This is a genomic window from Pseudoalteromonas sp. OF5H-5 (assembly GCF_021530695.1).
Lineage (GTDB): Bacteria > Pseudomonadota > Gammaproteobacteria > Enterobacterales > Alteromonadaceae > Pseudoalteromonas.
Genome location: NZ_JAKGBF010000017.1, coordinates 15,900 through 35,094, shown reverse-complemented (window position 1 = coordinate 35,094; position 19,195 = coordinate 15,900). Strand labels below are relative to the sequence as shown.

Sequence of the window (19,195 nt, the reverse complement as noted above, 5' to 3'; positions counted from 1 at the left end):
ATTGTTTTTTAAAATTGGATAATTAACAGGCGGGGTTGACAGTGTGTTTTTGTAAGTAGTTGAAAATATTTTGTTTTTATTTGAGTGTGTTTTTTGGAATATTGCTTGTAATGGAGTGTAATTCCTTCTGCTCGAAAAAGTTGGCATACTTTACCTATAAGAATAAAAAGGAAAAATGAATGAAACGCCGAACGTTTATGTTTGCTGGTGCAGCACTCACGGTTGCATCAGTCTTGCCTCCTGTTAGTTTTGCTAGACAAAGCTTCACTGCTTCTGGAATATCAAAAGATACAACGGAAAGGCTTCCTGAAAATCTATTGAATGAACTCGGTATTCAAGTACCTATCAGGGATGTTCTAAGCCCTTCAGGGGAACGAGTTTCTTTTAAAAAAAGAGCCAATATAATTAGGCGTTACGGAGATTCTCTCTACGTTTACTTCGAACATGAGAGGGTGATCAGGGTTTTTGATACCCAGGGTAACCCTGCTTCCAATGAATTGCCTTTACCTAAATACATTAGCGATCTTAAAGATTTTGCTGTAGATCCGACACAACAACAGCTTTATTTATTGCAACCTGGAAAGCACCACATAGTGTTAGCCGACTTTAGCGGTGAAATATTGGGCACTTTTGGCGAGTTCGGAATTGAGCAAGACTATCAACTTAATGGTCCAAAGAGCATCACCATTGGTAAGTCTAATCAGTTATTTGTTTTGAATTCTGGCAGTTCTAGTATCAAAGTTTTTGAAAGCAATGGAGTATTTTTAAAAAACTATACATTGAGTCAAAAGCAAAAACGCACAGTTACAAGTATCGATGGCGCTAATCAGATTATTATCAATGGTGGGAAGTTTTCAGATCGCCAATGGAAATTAGATCAAAATATTCGCAATTTTATCGAGGTGGACTAAGCTGAGGAAGGGCTTGATCGGATTTTACTTTTTTGCCACTTAAGCAGTTTGGAGCTTGAGTTACGTTAGGTTAGTTATCTGTGAACTTAAGGATGGTTATGCCATATAGTAAGGAACGGTTAGCTTATTTTAAGCTTCCAATTTTTCTTGAACATCAACAAGTACTCGACGAGCTTGGGACGCTGAATGAGCTGGCCTGGACTGACCATGTAAATAAAGCAAATTACGACGGCGGGTGGGACGTAGTTGCGTTGCGTTGTTTGTCAGAGCATTTATCTGCTCACCCGATCTTACAAAACTTTGCGATTGAGTCAGGCACTCACTGGCAAAACTTACCTATATTAGAAGAAAAGCCGCTACTTAAATCATTCGTTGATAATTTCCCCTGTGAAGTTCTCTCTGTAAGAATCATGCGATTGAAAGCAGGTGCTTTTATAAAACCTCACAGAGATGGCGGCCTTTGTATCGAAAATGGTGAAGCAAGACTTCATATACCTTTGGTCATCGACACTGCTCTTGAGTTTGTCGTTGATGGTATGCAAGTACCAATGAAAGAAGGAGAGGTGTGGTACATAAATGCGGACAAAATACACAGTGTCGCTAACCGAGGAAACCTTGATAGAGTCAATATCGTTATTGATTGCAAAGTAAATGATTGGTTATTAGGTTGCCAGTCAGGGTCAATGGGCGTTCCTTGTGAAGAGTATACAAGCTAAAAAAATGTTAGCAAGCGATTTAAAAATAATAGGTTGAAGGATCTGTAATGACGTCTGGCAGCGTGTACCAAGTAAAAAAATTGCTAGAGCACTCTCAAGCTTTGCTCCTAAATGACATTGATGCTGGGCTAAATAGACCTCACGCACTATCTATGTCTGAGGCTCTAGCTGAGCTAACAGGCGTATCCACTGACTTCGATATGAATGATTGGTCTGATATAAACACTGACAAAGGGGTCGCGATTTCACCTGTTCAGGCAGCTAAATGTTTACTAGAAACGCTACGTAGTCAGATATTTATGCAGGGCGTTGCGAGCGCGATACGAGACAAAATCAATCAGCAAGATAATATAAATATCCTCTACGCAGGGACCGGGCCATATGGTGTATTACTATTACCTTTTCTCGCGCTCCACAAAACGAGTCCAGTCTCAGTAACACTTTTAGATATTCATCCAGAAAATACGCAAGCAATACATGAGCTGGTAACTAAACTTGATATCGCTCATATGGTGAAACGTATAGTGCACGCAGATGCAACGACTTGGCTACCTGAAGAACCAATAGAGTTTGATCTCATTATTTCCGAGACCATGAATACCTTATTACGCAGAGAGCCTCAAGTATGGATTTTTAGTCACCTTCAACAGTTTTTAAAGCCAGATGGAGAGCTCATACCTCAAGAAATTGAGCTTACTGCTTGGCTATGCAATCCAAGTCCTCTGACGAAAAGTGAGCAAAGAGTCAACCCAGCTGAGCTTGGTTCGTTTTTCCGTCTCGATAAAAACACAGCAAGCGCACTTAATGAGAATAATCTAGATGTTTTATCTGGTTCGTTTGAGGTACCGGATTGCGGGAAAGTTTATCATACACTGGAATTGAAAACGGAAATCAAAGTCTATAGGGAGCATAGACTCACCGAAAACCAATGCAGCTTGAATTTACCAATTAAGTACCAAGATAAAAATCTAAAGGCCGGTGATCGGATTACTTTTGAGTATATTGACGATCCAATACCTGAGTTCATCTTTAGCTTCCCTGATGAAAGTTTACCAAATCTTCCCGCTTATCATGAGGTGGGTGAGTCTGGAATTTTCCAAATTAAACGTATCTTCGTTAAATGCCAATTAAATAAAGTAAATAAGCTTGATATTAACAACCATGAATGTGAGTGGTCTTTGGATACACAAATATGGGGTGAACTTGAGTTAAGTTTAGAATTGGTTTTAGAAGCCTTGTATCGGTTTAGGTTGTTTGAGGAATTTGAGTTTTGGCTGCTTGATAAAATTGGTAATCGACTTGATGATAAATTAGTTGGTGCTATTAATCGAAAAGTAGTTGGTTTTTATAGTTAAAATATAAAGGTAAGAGTGATGAAGTTTACGCCTCCAGATGGTTTATATGTTAGACCGTCAAAACCAGAAGATAAAGGCTTTCTGGAAAGCTTACACCATAGCACTCGGCAAGATTTGCAGTTGATTGATGGAGATAAGGATTTTATAGAGTCAATTATTGAAATGCAGTTTAAAGCGCAAAGTAATGGCTATGGAGATCAATTTCCAAACGCTATGTATTTCATTATTGAAAAACACCATGAGCGAATAGGCAAGGCGACAATTGACTTTGGTAATAATGAAGTGAGATTAATAGAAATTGCTTTAATACCTCAAGCTCGTGGATTAGGGCTCGGTGCAGCAGTTGTTCAATCTTTCCAGCAAGCTGCTGCTCAATCCGGCGTGCCGATGACTCTGTCGGTATTGCAAAATAATTACGATGCAAAGCGTTTATATCAGAAGCTAGGCTTTAAAATTGAATCAATTAAGGCTCCTTATGAGTTGCTAATTTGGTATCCGCCAGCGTTGAGGAATATAGTTTTAGGTTAATTTAAAAAGAGGAGTAATAAACGAAAGGTAATAAAGCGCCTCGCTTGGTCATTGGTAGTAATAACTGTTTTTTTAGTTAACAAGAGCGAGTCTAACTTAATGAGCAAAGGAGCAAGTGTTGTGAAACTAACTAGTAGTTTATTTGAAGACTTAATCGGTCAGGATGTTGAAGTATTTACGGCCGATGGCAAGCATAAGCTAAATGAGTTGCAAGTTGATGCTATTGATGAGTGCAAGCTAAACAGTAATGAATTTGAAGGATTTTCTGTAACGTTAACCGCCAAATCAAATTTTCCGCTTACTGATGATACGTATACATTAAAGCATCAAAAGCTGGGTGAAATGCCACTGTTTTTATCTGCATACGAAAAAGACAAGTATCAAATAATTATCAGTATAAAAAAAGAAGCATAAAGGAGTTTAAAATGTCAGAACCCTATATTGGACAGGTTACCCTCTATGGCTACAATTGGGCACCTAAAAATTGGTCTTTATGTAATGGTCAGCTAATTCAAATTAGCCAAAATCCAGCGCTTTATTCTCTTACCGGCACCGCGTATGGTGGTGATGGTAGAACAACCTTTGGTCTGCCAGACTTTCGTGGCAGAGTGCCGGTGGGGCTTGGTAACTTAGGAAACGCTAGTTACGATAGAGGCAATGCTGGTGGCGCTGAAAACGTAACCTTAACCTTAGCAAATATTGCACACACCCACGATGTGCAAGCAAGTACGAAAACGGCTAACTCTCCACTTGCTAATATTCCGGGACCAAACCAAATGGCGACGCAGACGGCAGAGCCTATATATGCCGCAGCTACAAGTTTGGTAAATACCTCTGACTCCACGGTATCAAGCATTGGCGGCGGTCAGAGCCACAATAATATGCAACCCAGCTTATCTCTTAACTTTGCCATTGCACTCACTGGCATTTATCCGAGCCGAAACTAAGGAGGTCGTAAATGGAAGGGTTTATTGGACAGATAACGATGTTTGCCGGCAATTACTCGCCGTTTAAATGGGCGTTTTGCTACGGACAGATCACCGCAATTCCAGGGAATGAAGCGTTATTCTCTTTGCTTGGGAATACTTATGGTGGAGATGGTAGAAGTAGTTTTGGGTTTCCTGATATGCGAGGTCGATTACCTATGGGATTTGGCAATGGTACCGGATTAACGCCAACACTGATAGGAACAATGAAAGGGGTGGAAACGGTTACCTTGGACGTCAGTCAAATACCATCGCATAGCCATAATTTTCAGGTAAGTAACAATACCGCTACGGGTACAAACCCTGGTGGGCAAGTGTTGGGTAAAGCTGATATGTACTGTGAACCAGCAACGGCCCAGTATAATGATGGTCCTTCAGCTATGTATGACGGCATCATTGCCTCAGCGGGAAGCAATCAGGCTCATGAAAACAAAATGCCTAGCCTTGGGGTTAATTTTATCATATGCCTAAATGGCATATATCCACCTAGAAATTAAGGAGAAGAAGAATGGCTGATTGTTTTTTAGGTGAAGTTCGAATGTTTGTTTGCAATTTTACACCAGAGTGGTGGACCAGTTGTGGAGGACAGCTACTACCTATATCGCAAAATTCAGCACTTTTTGCGGTAATAGGCTGTAACTTTGGTGGTGATTGTCGCACCACCATGGGGGTGCCAAATTTACAATGTAGAGTTCCGATGGGGACGGGGACAGGCCCAGGCCTGACACCAAATATGTTAACTGAAAAGCAAGGCGAAAATGAAGTTGTGTTATATGAGTCGAACTTACCTGCTCATACCCATACTTTTAATGGTACGACTTCATTAGGCGGAACGGTTGATACGGGGCAGGGGAATCTACTCGCACAATCTTCAGGCGGTAACGTTTATGATAACGCTCCTAACGCGCAAGAGCAGGTAGAGATGGATTATACTGCGCTTGGTACTAATGGCATGGCAAATTTGGGGCATGAAAACCGCCAACCATTTTTGGCGATTCAGTTTGCATTGGCACTAGATGGTACATTTCCACCAAGGAACTAGCTTAGTAAGGCGCAAAGTGTTGGTAAGAGATTGGCCTGTTGTTGGTGCTGGTCCTTACTAATACTTATATTTTACGGTGGTAATTGGGTGTTATTATAGCTTTTAAATTAGTAACTTACTGTGGTGTTTGTAAGAGTGGTAACCAATGTGTAAAAAAGAGGTTTGTCAGCTTTTTTATCTAACAAGATTTAAGCTAGTGCTGTGCTTTATATTTGTTGTTTTATTTATTGGTACGACGAATGCACAGGGAATTGAGTTTGTTAATTTTGGCAACAAGATAAAGCTTGAACAGAGCAACGCTGAACCTAAGAGTGTGTATAAGTTTGCTAATTCAGAGCAATTGGTAGAGCTGAGTAACAGAATAATTATAAAAATAAAGGCTGGGATGGGCGGTGACGTTGCAAACGCCTTAAAGCAAAAAATAGAGGTGGGTCAGCTAGCCACCTTTGGGCCCTTTGCAGAGCACGAGTTTATGGTGGTATCGCTAAAAGACGCGTCCGCAAAGCGCTTGACTGCTGCACTAGCGATTGCCAGTGGTTTGGAGGGGGTAATATATGCCCAACCAGATATTTTACAAATAAAAAGTAAGCTCGAAGTTGAAAATCATAACGCGTCTCAATGGTTAACAAAAACCTTGTCGCAATCAGGTTCTATGAAAAGCTTACCTTTTCGTTTATTTCAGTTAGAGAAATGGAAAAAAGAACTACAACAATCGACTCAAGGTGAAGGAGTAACAATAGTTGTTATCGATGATGGCTTTGATTTAAAACATGAGGCCTTAAGTAAAACTAAGGTATTACTCACCTACGATATTGAAAGAAGAGTCAAGGACGTACAGCCGCAAAGCGGTTTTGATATCCATGGTACTAAGGTACTTGGAGTGATTTTTGCCAGAGCAAATGACGCTTTGCCAGCTGAAATGGCGGGCCTTGCAATCGACGCAGGGCTTATTGCAATAAGGCAAACAAAAAGCTGGACAAGCCATACATTGGAGTCGTTACATATCGCGCAACTGGCGCAAGCCGATGTTGTTAACATGAGTTGGCGAACACAGTTACTACTAGAACCAATAAAAGATGCCATTGATGGCTTAGCACAAACCAGCCGAGGCGGTAAAGGTGCGCTGGTAGTAATAGCCGCCGGAAACAGCGGGAAGATGATTAAAGCAAACAGCACAGAGGCGAGTATTGCGTCTGCGGTGGTGGTGGGCGCAATGAATAGTGGCGGTATGCCGGCAAGTTTTAGCAACTTTGGTAAATCGGTAAGTGCTTGGATGCCAGGTTACAGCGCCAAGGTAACCGCAAAAAATAATGCTTACAGTGGTTTTGGTGGTACTTCTTACGCAGCGGCATATGGAACGGGTATGATTGCACTGTTGTTGGCTGCTGAACCTGAATTATCGGCAAATAAAGTCAAGCAAAAGCTGGCTCAAGTGTCTGGTTTAATGTTGGACAACCAGAGTAAGCAAAGTAATTAACCTGCTGTGTTAGCTACTGATAACACAACAAGTTGGATAAAGGTCGTTCCTACCTTGGAAGTGAGCTTCTGGGTATAAAATGTGGATAAAACTATGGATACAGAACATAACAGCGCAATGGTATTTACGCACAGTAAACTACAAACCCATATTAAGGCTGCATTGCTATGCAGTGCTGCTATTCAGTTGCCTGTGGCGGTGGCTTCATCAACGCTAGCAAATGCAGAGACATTACAGGGCGGGGCGGCTCATACAGCTGTTAACCAGCAAGCGCTAGAGTACGTGCAGTCAAGGTTGACTAGCAAAACCATTACGGTCACGCGCGATCCAAATTGGGGGCGGCTGGAATTTCTGCAATGTGGACCTGCTGACGGGAACCCCGCAAATACGTATTGTAGTCAATTTCTTACCGAGACGGCATGTAATGCTTACGCACCTCTTTGTGCTTGGGATCCTGGAACACCTAGTAATAATCCTCCATCCTTTAACAGCAGCGCATCTACTAACTTTGCAGAAAATGACACGGGCACAGTGCTTGATGTTAATGCTGACAATGGTGATGGCGGTAGCAATGACTCAGGGATCACTTACTCTTTATCTGGCACAGATGCTTCGCAGTTCAATATTAACTCAAGCTCTGGTGTCATCACGTTTAAGACTGCACCGGATTATGAATCGCCGGGAGACAACGGCGGCGACAATATTTACAATATTACGGTTACTGCCGATGATGGTGGAAGTAGCAACAATGAAGCGACACAAAATATTACCATTACGGTTACAGATATCGATGAGGTTGCACCTACGTTCGATGGTGGAAACTCAACACCGAATGACAATGCGACAGGGGTCTCAGGAAGTAGTAATATTACTATTGACTTCAACGAAAATATAGCCCTTGGAACTGGTAACATTACTATTCGTGACGTCAGTGGTAGTAGTGATTTTGAAGTGTTTGATGTCGCGACAGAAAGCGACGGTACGACGACTAGCCCAAGTGCAGGTCGTATTGGCATTACAAATGATAAAATTTATATAAACCCTACTAATGACCTAACCGGTAATCGCGACTACGCCATTCGTATTGATGCAACTGCTGTTGATGACTCTGCGGGAAATAGTTTTGCGGGGATCAGTGACGATACTACCTTTAATTTCTCGACGGTTAACACCGCTCCTGCAGTTGATTTAGATTCAACGAGTGGTAGCGATAATAGTAGTGCTTCATTTTCTGAAGGTGGTGGAGCGGTAAATATCGCCGCGAATGCTGCTGTGACGGAAGCTGATGGCGACACAATTACCACCATAACAGTAAGTCTTACCAACGATCAAGACGGTGCATCTGAAGGCCTGAATGTCAGTGCATCCGCTCAAGATGCATTGACGGGAATTTCGGGTTCTTCTGATATTTCGCTACAAGATACAATTTCTATAACTGGTGCAACTGCTTCAGCGTCAGAAGTGCAAACGTTCCTACAGGCGATCACTTACAACAATACCTCCGGTACTCCCAACGAAACCGCAAGAACCGTAACTGTTGTGATCAACGATGGTACCAGCAATAGTGTATCTCGCACAGCCACTGTCTCTGTGAGCAACGTTACTGCAGCGAGCAGTGCCGCAGCCGGTTTTAATACAACAAACGGCACAAACTTATCTCCAGCAATCACCTTTACTGGTGACGATGAAACACTGACTATTGCTGATACTATTCATATCGCCGGTTCAACTGCGGATGGGGGCGCTGGTACCGATACGCTATTTGTAGTAACTGGCTCTAATCTAGCTAACTTTACGTCGCTAGCTAATTTCGAAACATTAACCCCAGACAATGACGGTTCTTTAACGCTGACCGAAACGCAGCATGATGCGTTTACTACCATCAACGGTTCAGGTACAAACCAATTTACAATATCTAGTGCTGATGGAGATCAAACCCTAACCGGTGATAGCGATATTGAAACCTATGTGTTAAGCGCTGCAATGAACTTTACCATGGGAGCAGCAGCACAAAATGTGACGGGTGGCAGCGGGGATGACACGGTTAATGTAACCGGGTTTACGCCGTCAGGTATACTCGCAGCTGGCGCAGGCACAGATACTCTACAAGCAGATAATGGTGCAAACATCAGTGGTGCTACGCTCAGCGGTTTCGAATCACTGACCTTAAGTGATAATGCCTCAGTCACTATGACGGAAGCTCAGCATGACAGCTTTACGACGATTACTGCGGCAGGCTCTGAGAGTATCACTATCAGTGATGTGAGTGATGGCTTAACAGGTAACAGTGCAATTGAAACTTACATACTTTCAGCGGCTAATACCTTTACGCTTGGCGCTGCTGGGCAAAGTGTAACAGGCAGCAGTGGTGACGACACCGTAAATGTTGGTACATTCACAGCTACTGGTACGCTAGCAGGAGGCAGTGGTACAGATACGCTTTCAATTAGTGATGGCGGAAATATCGCAGGCGCGTCAGTAAGCGGTTTTGAAAACCTTTCTGTAGCAACTGGTGGCTCTGCAACAGTTTCAGTATCTCAGTTGTCATCGTTTACTGGTTCGGTTTCTGGCGACGGCACTAATTCTCTAACTGTCTCTGGCAATGGTGATATTACAACGGTCTCAGCGCTTGAAAATTATACTTTATCCGATGATTCAACCAATTCAAGAACGGTGACCGTGAGCAGTGCGGGTCATTCTGTTACTGGTACTTCAACTTCAGATGCAATTACCTTCGATTTAGGTTCGCTCACTTATACTGGAACAATTACAGGCGAAAATACCACTGCCGATACTTTGTCTTTAAGTTCTGGTGCTGATATTACGGCAGCAAGTATAAACGCGGTCAGTAATTTAACGATAGCCTCCGGCGCGTCTGTTTCCATGACAGTAGCTCAACATGAAAGTTTTACTGGTAATATTTCAGCAGCTGGATCAGAAACTATCAATATTTCTGGTGATGGGGATATCACAACTTTCTCTTCGGTTGAAGTTTATAGTGTTGGTGACGATTCTAGCAATACTAGGACTATTACCATCAGTAACGGTACCACTGATGTTTCTGCAACGTCGAGCGATGATGCTGTAACGTTTAATATCGGTGGTAGCACCTACACTGGCGATTTAACTGGCGACACGAACGTAGCAGATCTTGTTTTAGCGTCAGATGGTGCGGATGTAACTGGAGGTGGATTCTTCAATATAGGAAACCTTAGTCTATCAAGTGGTGCAACTGTTGCGATTGATACGGCCAATCTGAGTGATTTTGCAACAGCGATTTCAGGGGCGGCGGGCAGTGAGACATTAAAACTTATGGATGGTGGAGAATTTGACTTCTCGACCACCTCGGTTTCTGCTGTTGAAGGCATTTCAATTGGCACCAATAGCGCAGCAACGATCACCCTTACTGATAACTTTAATGCCGACGGTCAAACTGTGTCGGTTACAAATGCCAGCGGCAGTGCAATCACGTCAGACTTAGTCATAGACGCTTCGGCCTTTTCTAGTGATGTGCTAGAAATAACGGCAACAGATTTGGATGGTTCTGATACGATCACAGGTGGTAGTGGTGCAGACACTATACGTCCTGGCGGCGGTACAGATACCATGACAGGTAACGATGGTAACGATAATTTTATCGGAGCGCAAAGTGACTTAAATGGTGACACAATAGCCGATCTTAGCATCGGAGATAAGATAACAATTACAGGTGTAACAGGATTATCAACCAGCAATATTCGCTTTAATGGTACTAGTACGCTGGAGGTGGACACCAACGCTACTACTTTTGCTAACCCAGAAATAAGTATATCGCTCACGAATGCCGCAGGGAACGATCTTGCGTTTACGGTCGCTGACTCTGGCAGTGATACAGTGATCACCTTTGAAGCTGCGAATGATGAGCCTATCTTTAGTAATTTAAATGGTGGTAATACCTTTACTGAAAATGGAACTTCGATTGCGATAGACAGCGATGTAACCATTTCAGATACTGAACTTGACGCACTTAATAGCGGAAATGGTAACTATGATGGTGCGTCGCTAACAATCTCACGCTCAGGTGGCGCTAACAGTCAAGATATCTTTAGTAACACAGGATTGCTTGGTACGCTGACTCAGGGAGGCACGTTAAGTTACGATAGCACTCAGGTCGGTACAGTAACAACTAACTCTGCAGGCACACTGGTACTCACTTTCAACAGCAGTGCTACTTCTGCTCTAGTGGATAATGTATTGCAATCAATTGGCTACGGTAACAGCTCTGAGGATCCAAGCTCATCTGTAACACTTAACTATACCTTTAATGATGGTACGGCAGACAGTACTGGTACAAATCAGGCCGCAGTTACTATTACTCCTGTAAATGATGCCCCTACCGATATTGCATTGACAGCAACAAGCATAGACCAATCGAATACCGGAACTGCTGCGACCGTGGCGACAGCCAGCACCACAGATGTGGAAAGTGGTGACAGTCATACCTATAGCTTGGTTACGGCTGGCAGTAGCGATGGTGGTACATGTAGCGCAAATACGGGTAACGGCAGTTTCCAATTTTCAGGAGATACGTTACAAACGCAAGCATCAACATCTCCGGGTGACTATGTTATTTGTATTCAAACGAGTGATGGAACCGCAAGTTACCAAGAGTCATTCACGATAACAGTCAACGATGACGTGGCCCCAAATGCGCCATCGACACCAGACTTGGATGCAGCTTCAGACTCTGGGGCTTCAAGCTCAGACAACATTACCAATGACACCACACCAACCTTCAGTGGTACTGCTGAGAGCGGGGCGACGGTTAAATTATATAGTGATCAGGTAGGCGGAGGTACCACGGTCATTGGTACTGGCACAGCAACTGGTGGTAATTGGCAAATTACAACGGATCCGTTGACTGCAGGGTTATCACATGCGATTTTTGCGACCGCCACGGATGCGAGCTCGAACGTAAGTAGTAGCTCTAGTTCTTTAAGCGTAACGATCGATAATACAGCCCCTACCGCGCCAAGTACGCCAGATCTGACCGCTGGGAGTGATACCGGCTCCTCAAATGCAGATAACATTACTAATGATACAACGCCCACATTCACAGGAAGTGCATCTACCGGCGACACAGTGACACTAATTTCTGATCTTGATGGCGTTGTTGGCTCAGCCACAGCTGCGGGAGGTGCATGGACTATTACTCCTAGTTCGGCGATGACCAGTGGTACGCACGCAATCACAGCGCGATCAACGGACACAGCCGGTAATATTACCAATAGCAATAGCTTATCAATGGTCATTGATACGAGTGTTTCAGTGCCTAGTATTACGACTCCAATTGAGGGTGATGGTCAAATTAATGCCGCTGAAGACAATGATGTCTTGATTGCTGGCTCTGGTGCCGATGCTAACGTGACTGTTAGCGTGAGTATTACTGACGGTTCAGCAACGCTGAATCAAAATGTAACTTCCGATGGTAGCGGGAACTGGACTATCAGTGGCAGTGAGTTCAATGTTAGCGGATTTAGTAATGGCGAATTAACTGTATCGGCGACGCAAACAGATTCAGCAGGAAATATCTCTGGTGCAGCAAGTACCACTGTTACACTCGATAATATAGCACCTTCAGCACCGGCAATTACGACACCAATTGAAGGTGATGGCCGAGTAAATGCGGCGGAAGATAATGATGTGTTGATTGTAGGAACGGGCGCTGAAGCGGGTAATAGTGTAACCGTTACTATTCATGACGGTGCAAATAGTTTTAATCGAACGGTCACTGCGGACGGCTCAGGGGCCTGGACTATAAGTGGCTCGGAATTTGATGTCAGTACGTTTAACAATGGCACATTTACTGTCTCAGCTACTCAAAGTGACGCAGCAGGTAATACCTCAAGTGCAGCTAGCACCACGATCACATTGGATAACTCAGCACCTTCAGCACCTGCGATCACAACGCCTATAGAAGGCGATGATTTAATAAATGCATCAGAAGATGATGATGTTTTGATAGTAGGAACGGGAGCGGAAGCTGGAAATAGCGTAGTTGTCACTATCAATGATGGTGCGAATAGTTTGGATCGTACTGTCACTGCTGATAGTTCCGGCGAATGGACAATAAGTGGCTCAGAATTTGATGTTAGTACGTTTAACAATGGCACATTGACGGTAACGGCATCGCAAAGTGATGCTGCAGGCAATACCTCAAGCGCAGCGAGCACGACAGTCACGCTAGACAACTCTGCACCAAGTGGGATTTCAGCTGAGATTGACCAAGATTTAATCAATGCAGGTAATGAAACTGCATTTAGCTTCACATTAACGGGCTTGGAATCAGCGGGTAGTTTTACTTATGAAATCTCAGACGGTAGCAGTTCAGTAACTAGCTCAAGTGCAATATCTATAACGGGTACTACCCACCAAGAGACTGGAATTAATGTCACCTCATTAAACGAAGGAACATTGACGTTATCTGTTACTGTAACTGATAACGCTGGGAATGAATCGAGTGCAGTAACTGACACCGTCACTAAAAAGTATAATGTTGCCCCTGTGCTTACAGGCACACCGGCAACGAGCGTCAATGAAGACAGTGAATACGATTTTACGCCGACCTTGACTGATTCTGACACAGCCGATACTCATACCTTTAGTATTACGAATAAACCAAGTTGGGCAACATTTGATACGCAAACGGGTAAACTTTCAGGTACTCCAGATGACTCTCATGTTGGCACGACTTCTAATATTGAAATTTCGGTGAGCGATGGAACGGATAGCGATACACTCACAGCATTTAATATTGAAGTAGTTAATACCAATGATGCGCCAACGGGGCAAAGCACTAGCTTCACTATAGATGAAGGCGCAACATTAACGCGGGACTTCAACAATGGCTTACTGTCGCTTGCGAGTGACGATGATCTCGATTCCAACGATAGTCTAACGATAGTAAAAGACACAGATCCGCAATACGGTACGTTAACCCTGAATGCCGATGGTAGTTTTAGTTATGTTCATGGGGGGAGTGAGAATCATACCGATAGCTTCACTTATCATGTTGAAGACAGTGCTAATGCCAGCTCACCGGTGTACACCGTAACAATCAATATGAACGCGATTGAAGACGCACCAACGGCTGTGAATGATACGCTGACTACGCTTGAAGATGCCTCAAACTCAGTGAATGTGCTTGCTAATGATAGTGACCCTGAAAACAACATGGTTGCCTCATCGGTTACTATCAAAACTCAACCGACTAAGGGACAGTTAAGCGTTACTAATGGGGTAGTGACCTTTACGCCAACCGAGAATGAAAATGGTTCGGATTCATTTACTTATACGGTTAAAGACTCGACTCTGGCTGAATCTAATGAGGCAACGGTTAGTATAACCATTACACCTGTAAATGATTTACCAATCGCGGCTAACTTTACACCGAATATAGACGAAGACACGCCAACTTCAGCATTGCCCGTCAGAGCAAATGCAACGGATGTCGAAGATACCAACCCAACTGGTACTATTGCACTTGAGTCTCAGCCCAGTAAAGGTCAAGCGGCAATAGACTTGAATAATGGCACTATTACCTATACACCAAATGCCAATGAGACCGGGAGTGATAGCTTTACTTACTCGATTCTTGACAGTGAGGGTGGGAAGTCAAATATTGCGACTATTTCCGTCAATATTGGCGCTGTAAACGACCGACCTATAGCGGGTAATGACACGGTAACAACAAACGAAGATACCGCGACAACATTGGCAATTCTTGCAAATGACTCTGATGTTGAAGACCAAGGTTTTGATGGTTCGGATATTGCGCTTGAAGATAAAGGCGATGGTGCAGGTAACTACGACCTTGCAACCGTTACAGTTGGTTCGGATGGTGTGCTCGCGATCACTCCAAAACAAGACCAAAATGGTATATTGACCTTCACTTATACCGTAGAAGATAGTGAAGGGCTGCGTTCTGATCCGGCGACGGTTACAGTCAATATCACAGCAGTTAATGATGCGCCAGTTGCTGTTAACAATACGGCTCAATTACTTGAAGATGGCAACATTGAAATCAACGTATTGGGTAACGATACGGATGTAGATAGTCAGCTCAATGTCGCAAGTGTTGCTATTGTTAGTCAGCCTCAAGGCGGTTCACTACAAGTACTCACAACAGGTAATATTGTTTATACACCAAATGCTAATTTCTTCGGCAATGATAGCTTTACTTATACGGTACAAGATACTGAAGGGCTAGTTTCAAACGCGGCTACAGTGAATCTCACCGTGACATCAGTAAATGATGCGCCTGTTATTTCAGGAACGCCTTCAACTTCTGTCAATGAAGATGATGCATACAGCTTTACACCGACGGCGACGGATACAGATGGTGATAGTTTAACGTTTAGCGTCACAAACCTTCCAGTTTGGGCAAATTTCAACGATTTAACAGGGGCTATTACAGGAACGCCTACTGAAGGACAAGATGGCACATATAGCGGTATTGTTATTACGGTGTCAGATGGCCAAGCTGATGTATCGTTGCCTGCGTTCAGCATAGTGGTAAACGCTGTGAATGACGCTCCAGTTATCTCAGGTACGCCATCAACAAGTGTTAAACAAGACGAAGCATATAGCTTTACGCCGACGGCATCTGATGTAGATTCTCAAACATTGACGTTTGCTGTGACCAACTTACCAGCTTGGGCAAGTTTTGATACGTCCTCTGGTAATATTGCGGGGACGCCGACTAGAGAAGATGTAGGTACTTATAGCAATATTGTCGTTAGTGTAAGCGATGGTGCCTTGCAAGCAAGCTTACCTGCATTTGAAATCAATGTTGAGGCAGTTAATGCAGCGCCGATTGCAAACAATATGCAAAGAAGCGTGCTTGAAGATGGAACGACAAGCTTCTCAGCAGATGTTAGCGATCCAGATGGTGATGCATTAACAATGGAGTTAGTGTCGCAGCCACAAAATGGTGCAGTTCAAATTCAAGGCACCGTGTTTAGTTATACACCATTGCCAAACTTTAATGGTTCCGATGTATTTACTTACACTGTGTCAGACGGTGAATTTAAGTCAAATACGGCTTCAGTCACGATGACAGTAACTTCCGTAAATGATGCACCTATTGCCGTTGATGACAGTTTCACCTTCGATGCTGTGGCTTCTAATCAGTATGTACTGCCAGTCTTGAGCAACGATAGTGATCCAGATGGCGGAACGCTAAGAATTATAGGTGCAAAAGCATCGATAGGCTCTGCGTTTATTTCAAATAACACCTTGACTTACCAAGCCGTGCAAAATACACAAGGGCCAATTGTTGTCACTTATATGATTGAAGATGAAGGTAAAGCCAGAGCAAAGGCTAATGCAAGTATTACGATTAATAATACAAGCACCGGCAATGCTCCTTCAATCACTACGCCAAGTGATTTAACAGTGGATGCAACTGGGTTATTCACAAAAGTGAACCTTGGTATTGCTGTCGCTACAGATAGCTCAGGAAACCCACTGCCAGTATCATTGGTTAGAGGTACACCTATCTTTGCACCTGGTAAACATATTGTTTATTGGCAGACAACTGATAATCAAGGACAACAAGCCACTGCGAGTCAAAATCTAAACGTCAATCCTCTGATCTCGCTGCAAAAAGATAGTCGAGTTGCCGAAGATCGTAGTCATTCTGTGAAGGTGTATCTAAATGGCACAGCACCAAGTTACCCAGTAACGGTGCCTTATACTGTAACTGGTACAGCCGATAGTAGTGATCACGATTTGCAGTCGGGTGAAGTGGTAATAAACGCAGGTACTAGTGCTACCATCACCTTTAATATCTTTGCTGATGGTATAAGTGAAGATAACGAAACCATTGTGATTTCCTTGAGTGACTCAGTTAACAGAGGCGCTAAATCTACTTCAACAGTAACAATTGTTGAGCAGAATGTGGCACCGAGCTTAACGGCGGTCGTGCAGCAAAGTGGTGAAGAGCGTAGCCTAATTACCGCCTCTAATGATGTGGTTACCATAGAAGCTTTGGTTGCTGATCCTAATCCAAATGATCAAGTGAGTGTCAGTTGGCAGCCAGATGCAGTGTTAGTCAATACATCGGATGATCCATTTATCTTTGAGTTTAACCCTGAAAATGTACCTACGGGTATTTATAAAGTAGGGGTTACGGCAGAAGATAATGCTAGCCCAAGTTTGTCGACATCTCGAACCGTGTTTATTGAGGTTGTTCCGTCATTAGGGTTATTGTCCGGAGAAGATACTGATGGGGATTTAATTCCTGATGATCAAGAAGGCTATGTCGATCAGGATGGTGATGGTATTCCTGACTTCATGGATGCGATCACCGATTGTAATGTGGTGCAAGAACAAGCATTAGAATCAAATCAGTTCTTGGTGGAAGGTGACCCTGGTGTTTGCTTACGTAAAGGTGCAACTGTACCGCAGAACAATACGGGTGGCTTACAGCTGTTAGAGTCTGAGTTACCTTCAGATCCGGATGCAAATAATGCAGGTGGTTTGTTCGACTTTATTGCTACGGGGTTACCACAGCCTGGTGATGTGTATAGTATCGTTTTACCTCAGCGTAAACCAATTCCATTCAATGCGATGTATCGCAAGCTAATTGGTGGTGAGTGGCAAGACTTTGTGATTGGAGAGGGGAACGAGTTGCTTTCAACTCAAGGTGAACCTGGCTTCTGTCCACCTCCTGGAAGTAACGAATGGACTGCTGGTCTTAGCGATGGTGACTGGTGTGTGCAACTACGTATAGTTGATGGTGGTCCGAACGATGACGATGGTATTGCCAATGGGAGTATTGTCGACCCAGGTGGAGTTGCAGTACCAATTACGGATAACGCACAACCCATAGCTAACGCCGACAGTGTGACAATTGCTTCGGGGCAAACTATTGTTATTGACGTACTTGCAAACGATACGGACAGTGATAATGATGCACTCACCATAACTGGTGCAAGCGTTGATTTTGGTGTGGTTGGTATAGAAAATAATCAATTGAATTACACGCCACCAGCTGCATTTATGGGTAATGCTACTATCCAATATAGTGTCACTGATGGTCAGGGGGGATCGAGTAATAGTACCGCAACGGTTTCTATTATTGCTAATCAACCACCACAAGTTGCGAACGATACGGCAACCTCAAATGGCTCAAAAATTATCATTGATGTACTTGCAAATGATAGTGACCCTGAAGGTGGCGTGCTAAGCATTGTTTCTGCAACAGCAGGCCAAGGTTCTGTGGCCGTCAATATCGATGGTACGTTGAGCTACACACCAAAAACGGGATTTGAAGGTACAGATACAATTAACTATGTTGTTAAAGATGAGTTTGGTGCGACGGCTGAAGGCCAAGTAAATGTCACTGTAGCGGTGAAACAAGTTACATCAATAACTAACAAGTCCTCAGGGACTATGGGAGGAATGTTGATACTATTAATCAGCGCGGTGGTGATTCGCCGCAGAAAATCACTCTTACCTGCCTTTGCATTGGTAAGTAGTAGTTGTTTATTAACAACACAGGCACAGGCAAGTAATTGGGAGTTAGAGGCGACATTTGGGCAGTCAAATGCAGACAGTGAAATTAATTCTACTGAGCTAAACGTTGTCAGCTTAGATGAGGAAAGTAGCAGTTGGTCGATAGGCGCATTTTACGAATTAATACCCAATTGGCATATTGGACTTCGTTATATCGATCTTGGCCAAGGTCGCGTTGAGTTTTCGGGCTTAAGTGCTGATCCTGAACAAAGCCAAATGACTTTGGCACGAGTTGCTCCTGTCTTGCCTGAGGGTCTTGCGTTGCAGTTCAATTATTCAAAACCATTTGCAGACAAATTTGTAGGGAAGATGTTCTTGGGCGCATTTAATTGGGATTACAAGATTAACAGCGTTCGGGATGGTCAATTTTCCACTCGTTATGAAGACAGCGGTACTAGCGGTTACATAGGTGGTGGTGTTCACTATCAGTTAAGTGAATCATTATCACTTGGAGTCGATTATAGCCATTATTTCATTTCAGCAAATGATGTAAATGACCTAGCTCTTAATTTGAGCTATCGTTTTTAAGCTTAACTGCAGTTTTAGCATTGAAAAGGCCTCAACTAAATGTTGAGGCCTTTTTATATTGGCTGTCACTCGTGCCAGTTTGTTTCATGATGG

Annotated in this window: 10 protein-coding genes; all 10 read left to right on the top strand. The window is 43.4% G+C overall.

Features of this window, described 5'->3' with window-relative positions; genetic code table 11:
- Positions 1-179: 179 nt before the first annotated feature.
- The 10 genes from L1271_RS20285 to L1271_RS20240 all read left to right on the top strand — a co-directional run bounded on the left by L1271_RS20285 (position 180) and on the right by L1271_RS20240 (position 19,102).
- Positions 180-911 (top strand): hypothetical protein, encoded by a 732-nt coding sequence (locus L1271_RS20285; RefSeq protein ID WP_235368661.1) that lies wholly within the window; start codon positions 180-182, stop codon positions 909-911.
- Positions 912-1,009: 98 nt separating this feature from the next.
- Positions 1,010-1,627, top strand: a complete 618-nt coding sequence (locus L1271_RS20280; RefSeq protein ID WP_235368660.1) for an aspartyl/asparaginyl beta-hydroxylase domain-containing protein — start codon at positions 1,010-1,012, stop codon at positions 1,625-1,627.
- Positions 1,628-1,674: 47 nt separating this feature from the next.
- Entirely contained in the window at positions 1,675-2,982 is a 1,308-nt protein-coding gene (locus L1271_RS20275) for a class I SAM-dependent methyltransferase (protein WP_235368659.1), read from the top strand.
- 18 nt (positions 2,983-3,000) lie between these two features.
- Positions 3,001-3,510 (top strand): GNAT family N-acetyltransferase, encoded by a 510-nt coding sequence (locus tag L1271_RS20270; RefSeq protein ID WP_039494928.1) that lies wholly within the window; start codon positions 3,001-3,003, stop codon positions 3,508-3,510.
- 120 nt (positions 3,511-3,630) lie between these two features.
- The gene (locus L1271_RS20265) at positions 3,631-3,924 is read left to right on the top strand and encodes a DUF6916 family protein (protein WP_223192109.1); all 294 of its coding nucleotides are present in this window, start codon (positions 3,631-3,633) and stop codon (positions 3,922-3,924) included.
- A gap of 11 nt (positions 3,925-3,935) precedes the next feature.
- A complete protein-coding gene (locus L1271_RS20260) occupies positions 3,936-4,457 on the top strand; it encodes a phage tail protein (protein WP_206471901.1) in 522 nt (173 codons plus the stop codon).
- An 11-nt stretch (positions 4,458-4,468) separates the two neighbouring features.
- Entirely contained in the window at positions 4,469-4,993 is a 525-nt protein-coding gene (locus L1271_RS20255; RefSeq protein ID WP_206471902.1) for a phage tail protein, read from the top strand.
- 11 nt (positions 4,994-5,004) lie between these two features.
- The gene (locus tag L1271_RS20250; protein ID WP_206471903.1) at positions 5,005-5,538 is read left to right on the top strand and encodes a phage tail protein; all 534 of its coding nucleotides are present in this window, start codon (positions 5,005-5,007) and stop codon (positions 5,536-5,538) included.
- Positions 5,539-5,683: 145 nt separating this feature from the next.
- The gene (locus tag L1271_RS20245) at positions 5,684-7,015 is read left to right on the top strand and encodes a S8 family peptidase (RefSeq protein ID WP_235368658.1); all 1,332 of its coding nucleotides are present in this window, start codon (positions 5,684-5,686) and stop codon (positions 7,013-7,015) included.
- Between the two features lie 93 nt (positions 7,016-7,108).
- Positions 7,109-19,102 carry an Ig-like domain-containing protein gene (locus L1271_RS20240; RefSeq protein ID WP_235368657.1) on the top strand — a complete coding sequence of 3,998 codons (11,994 nt, stop codon included), beginning with the start codon at positions 7,109-7,111 and terminating at the stop codon, positions 19,100-19,102.
- Positions 19,103-19,195: the final 93 nt, after the last annotated feature.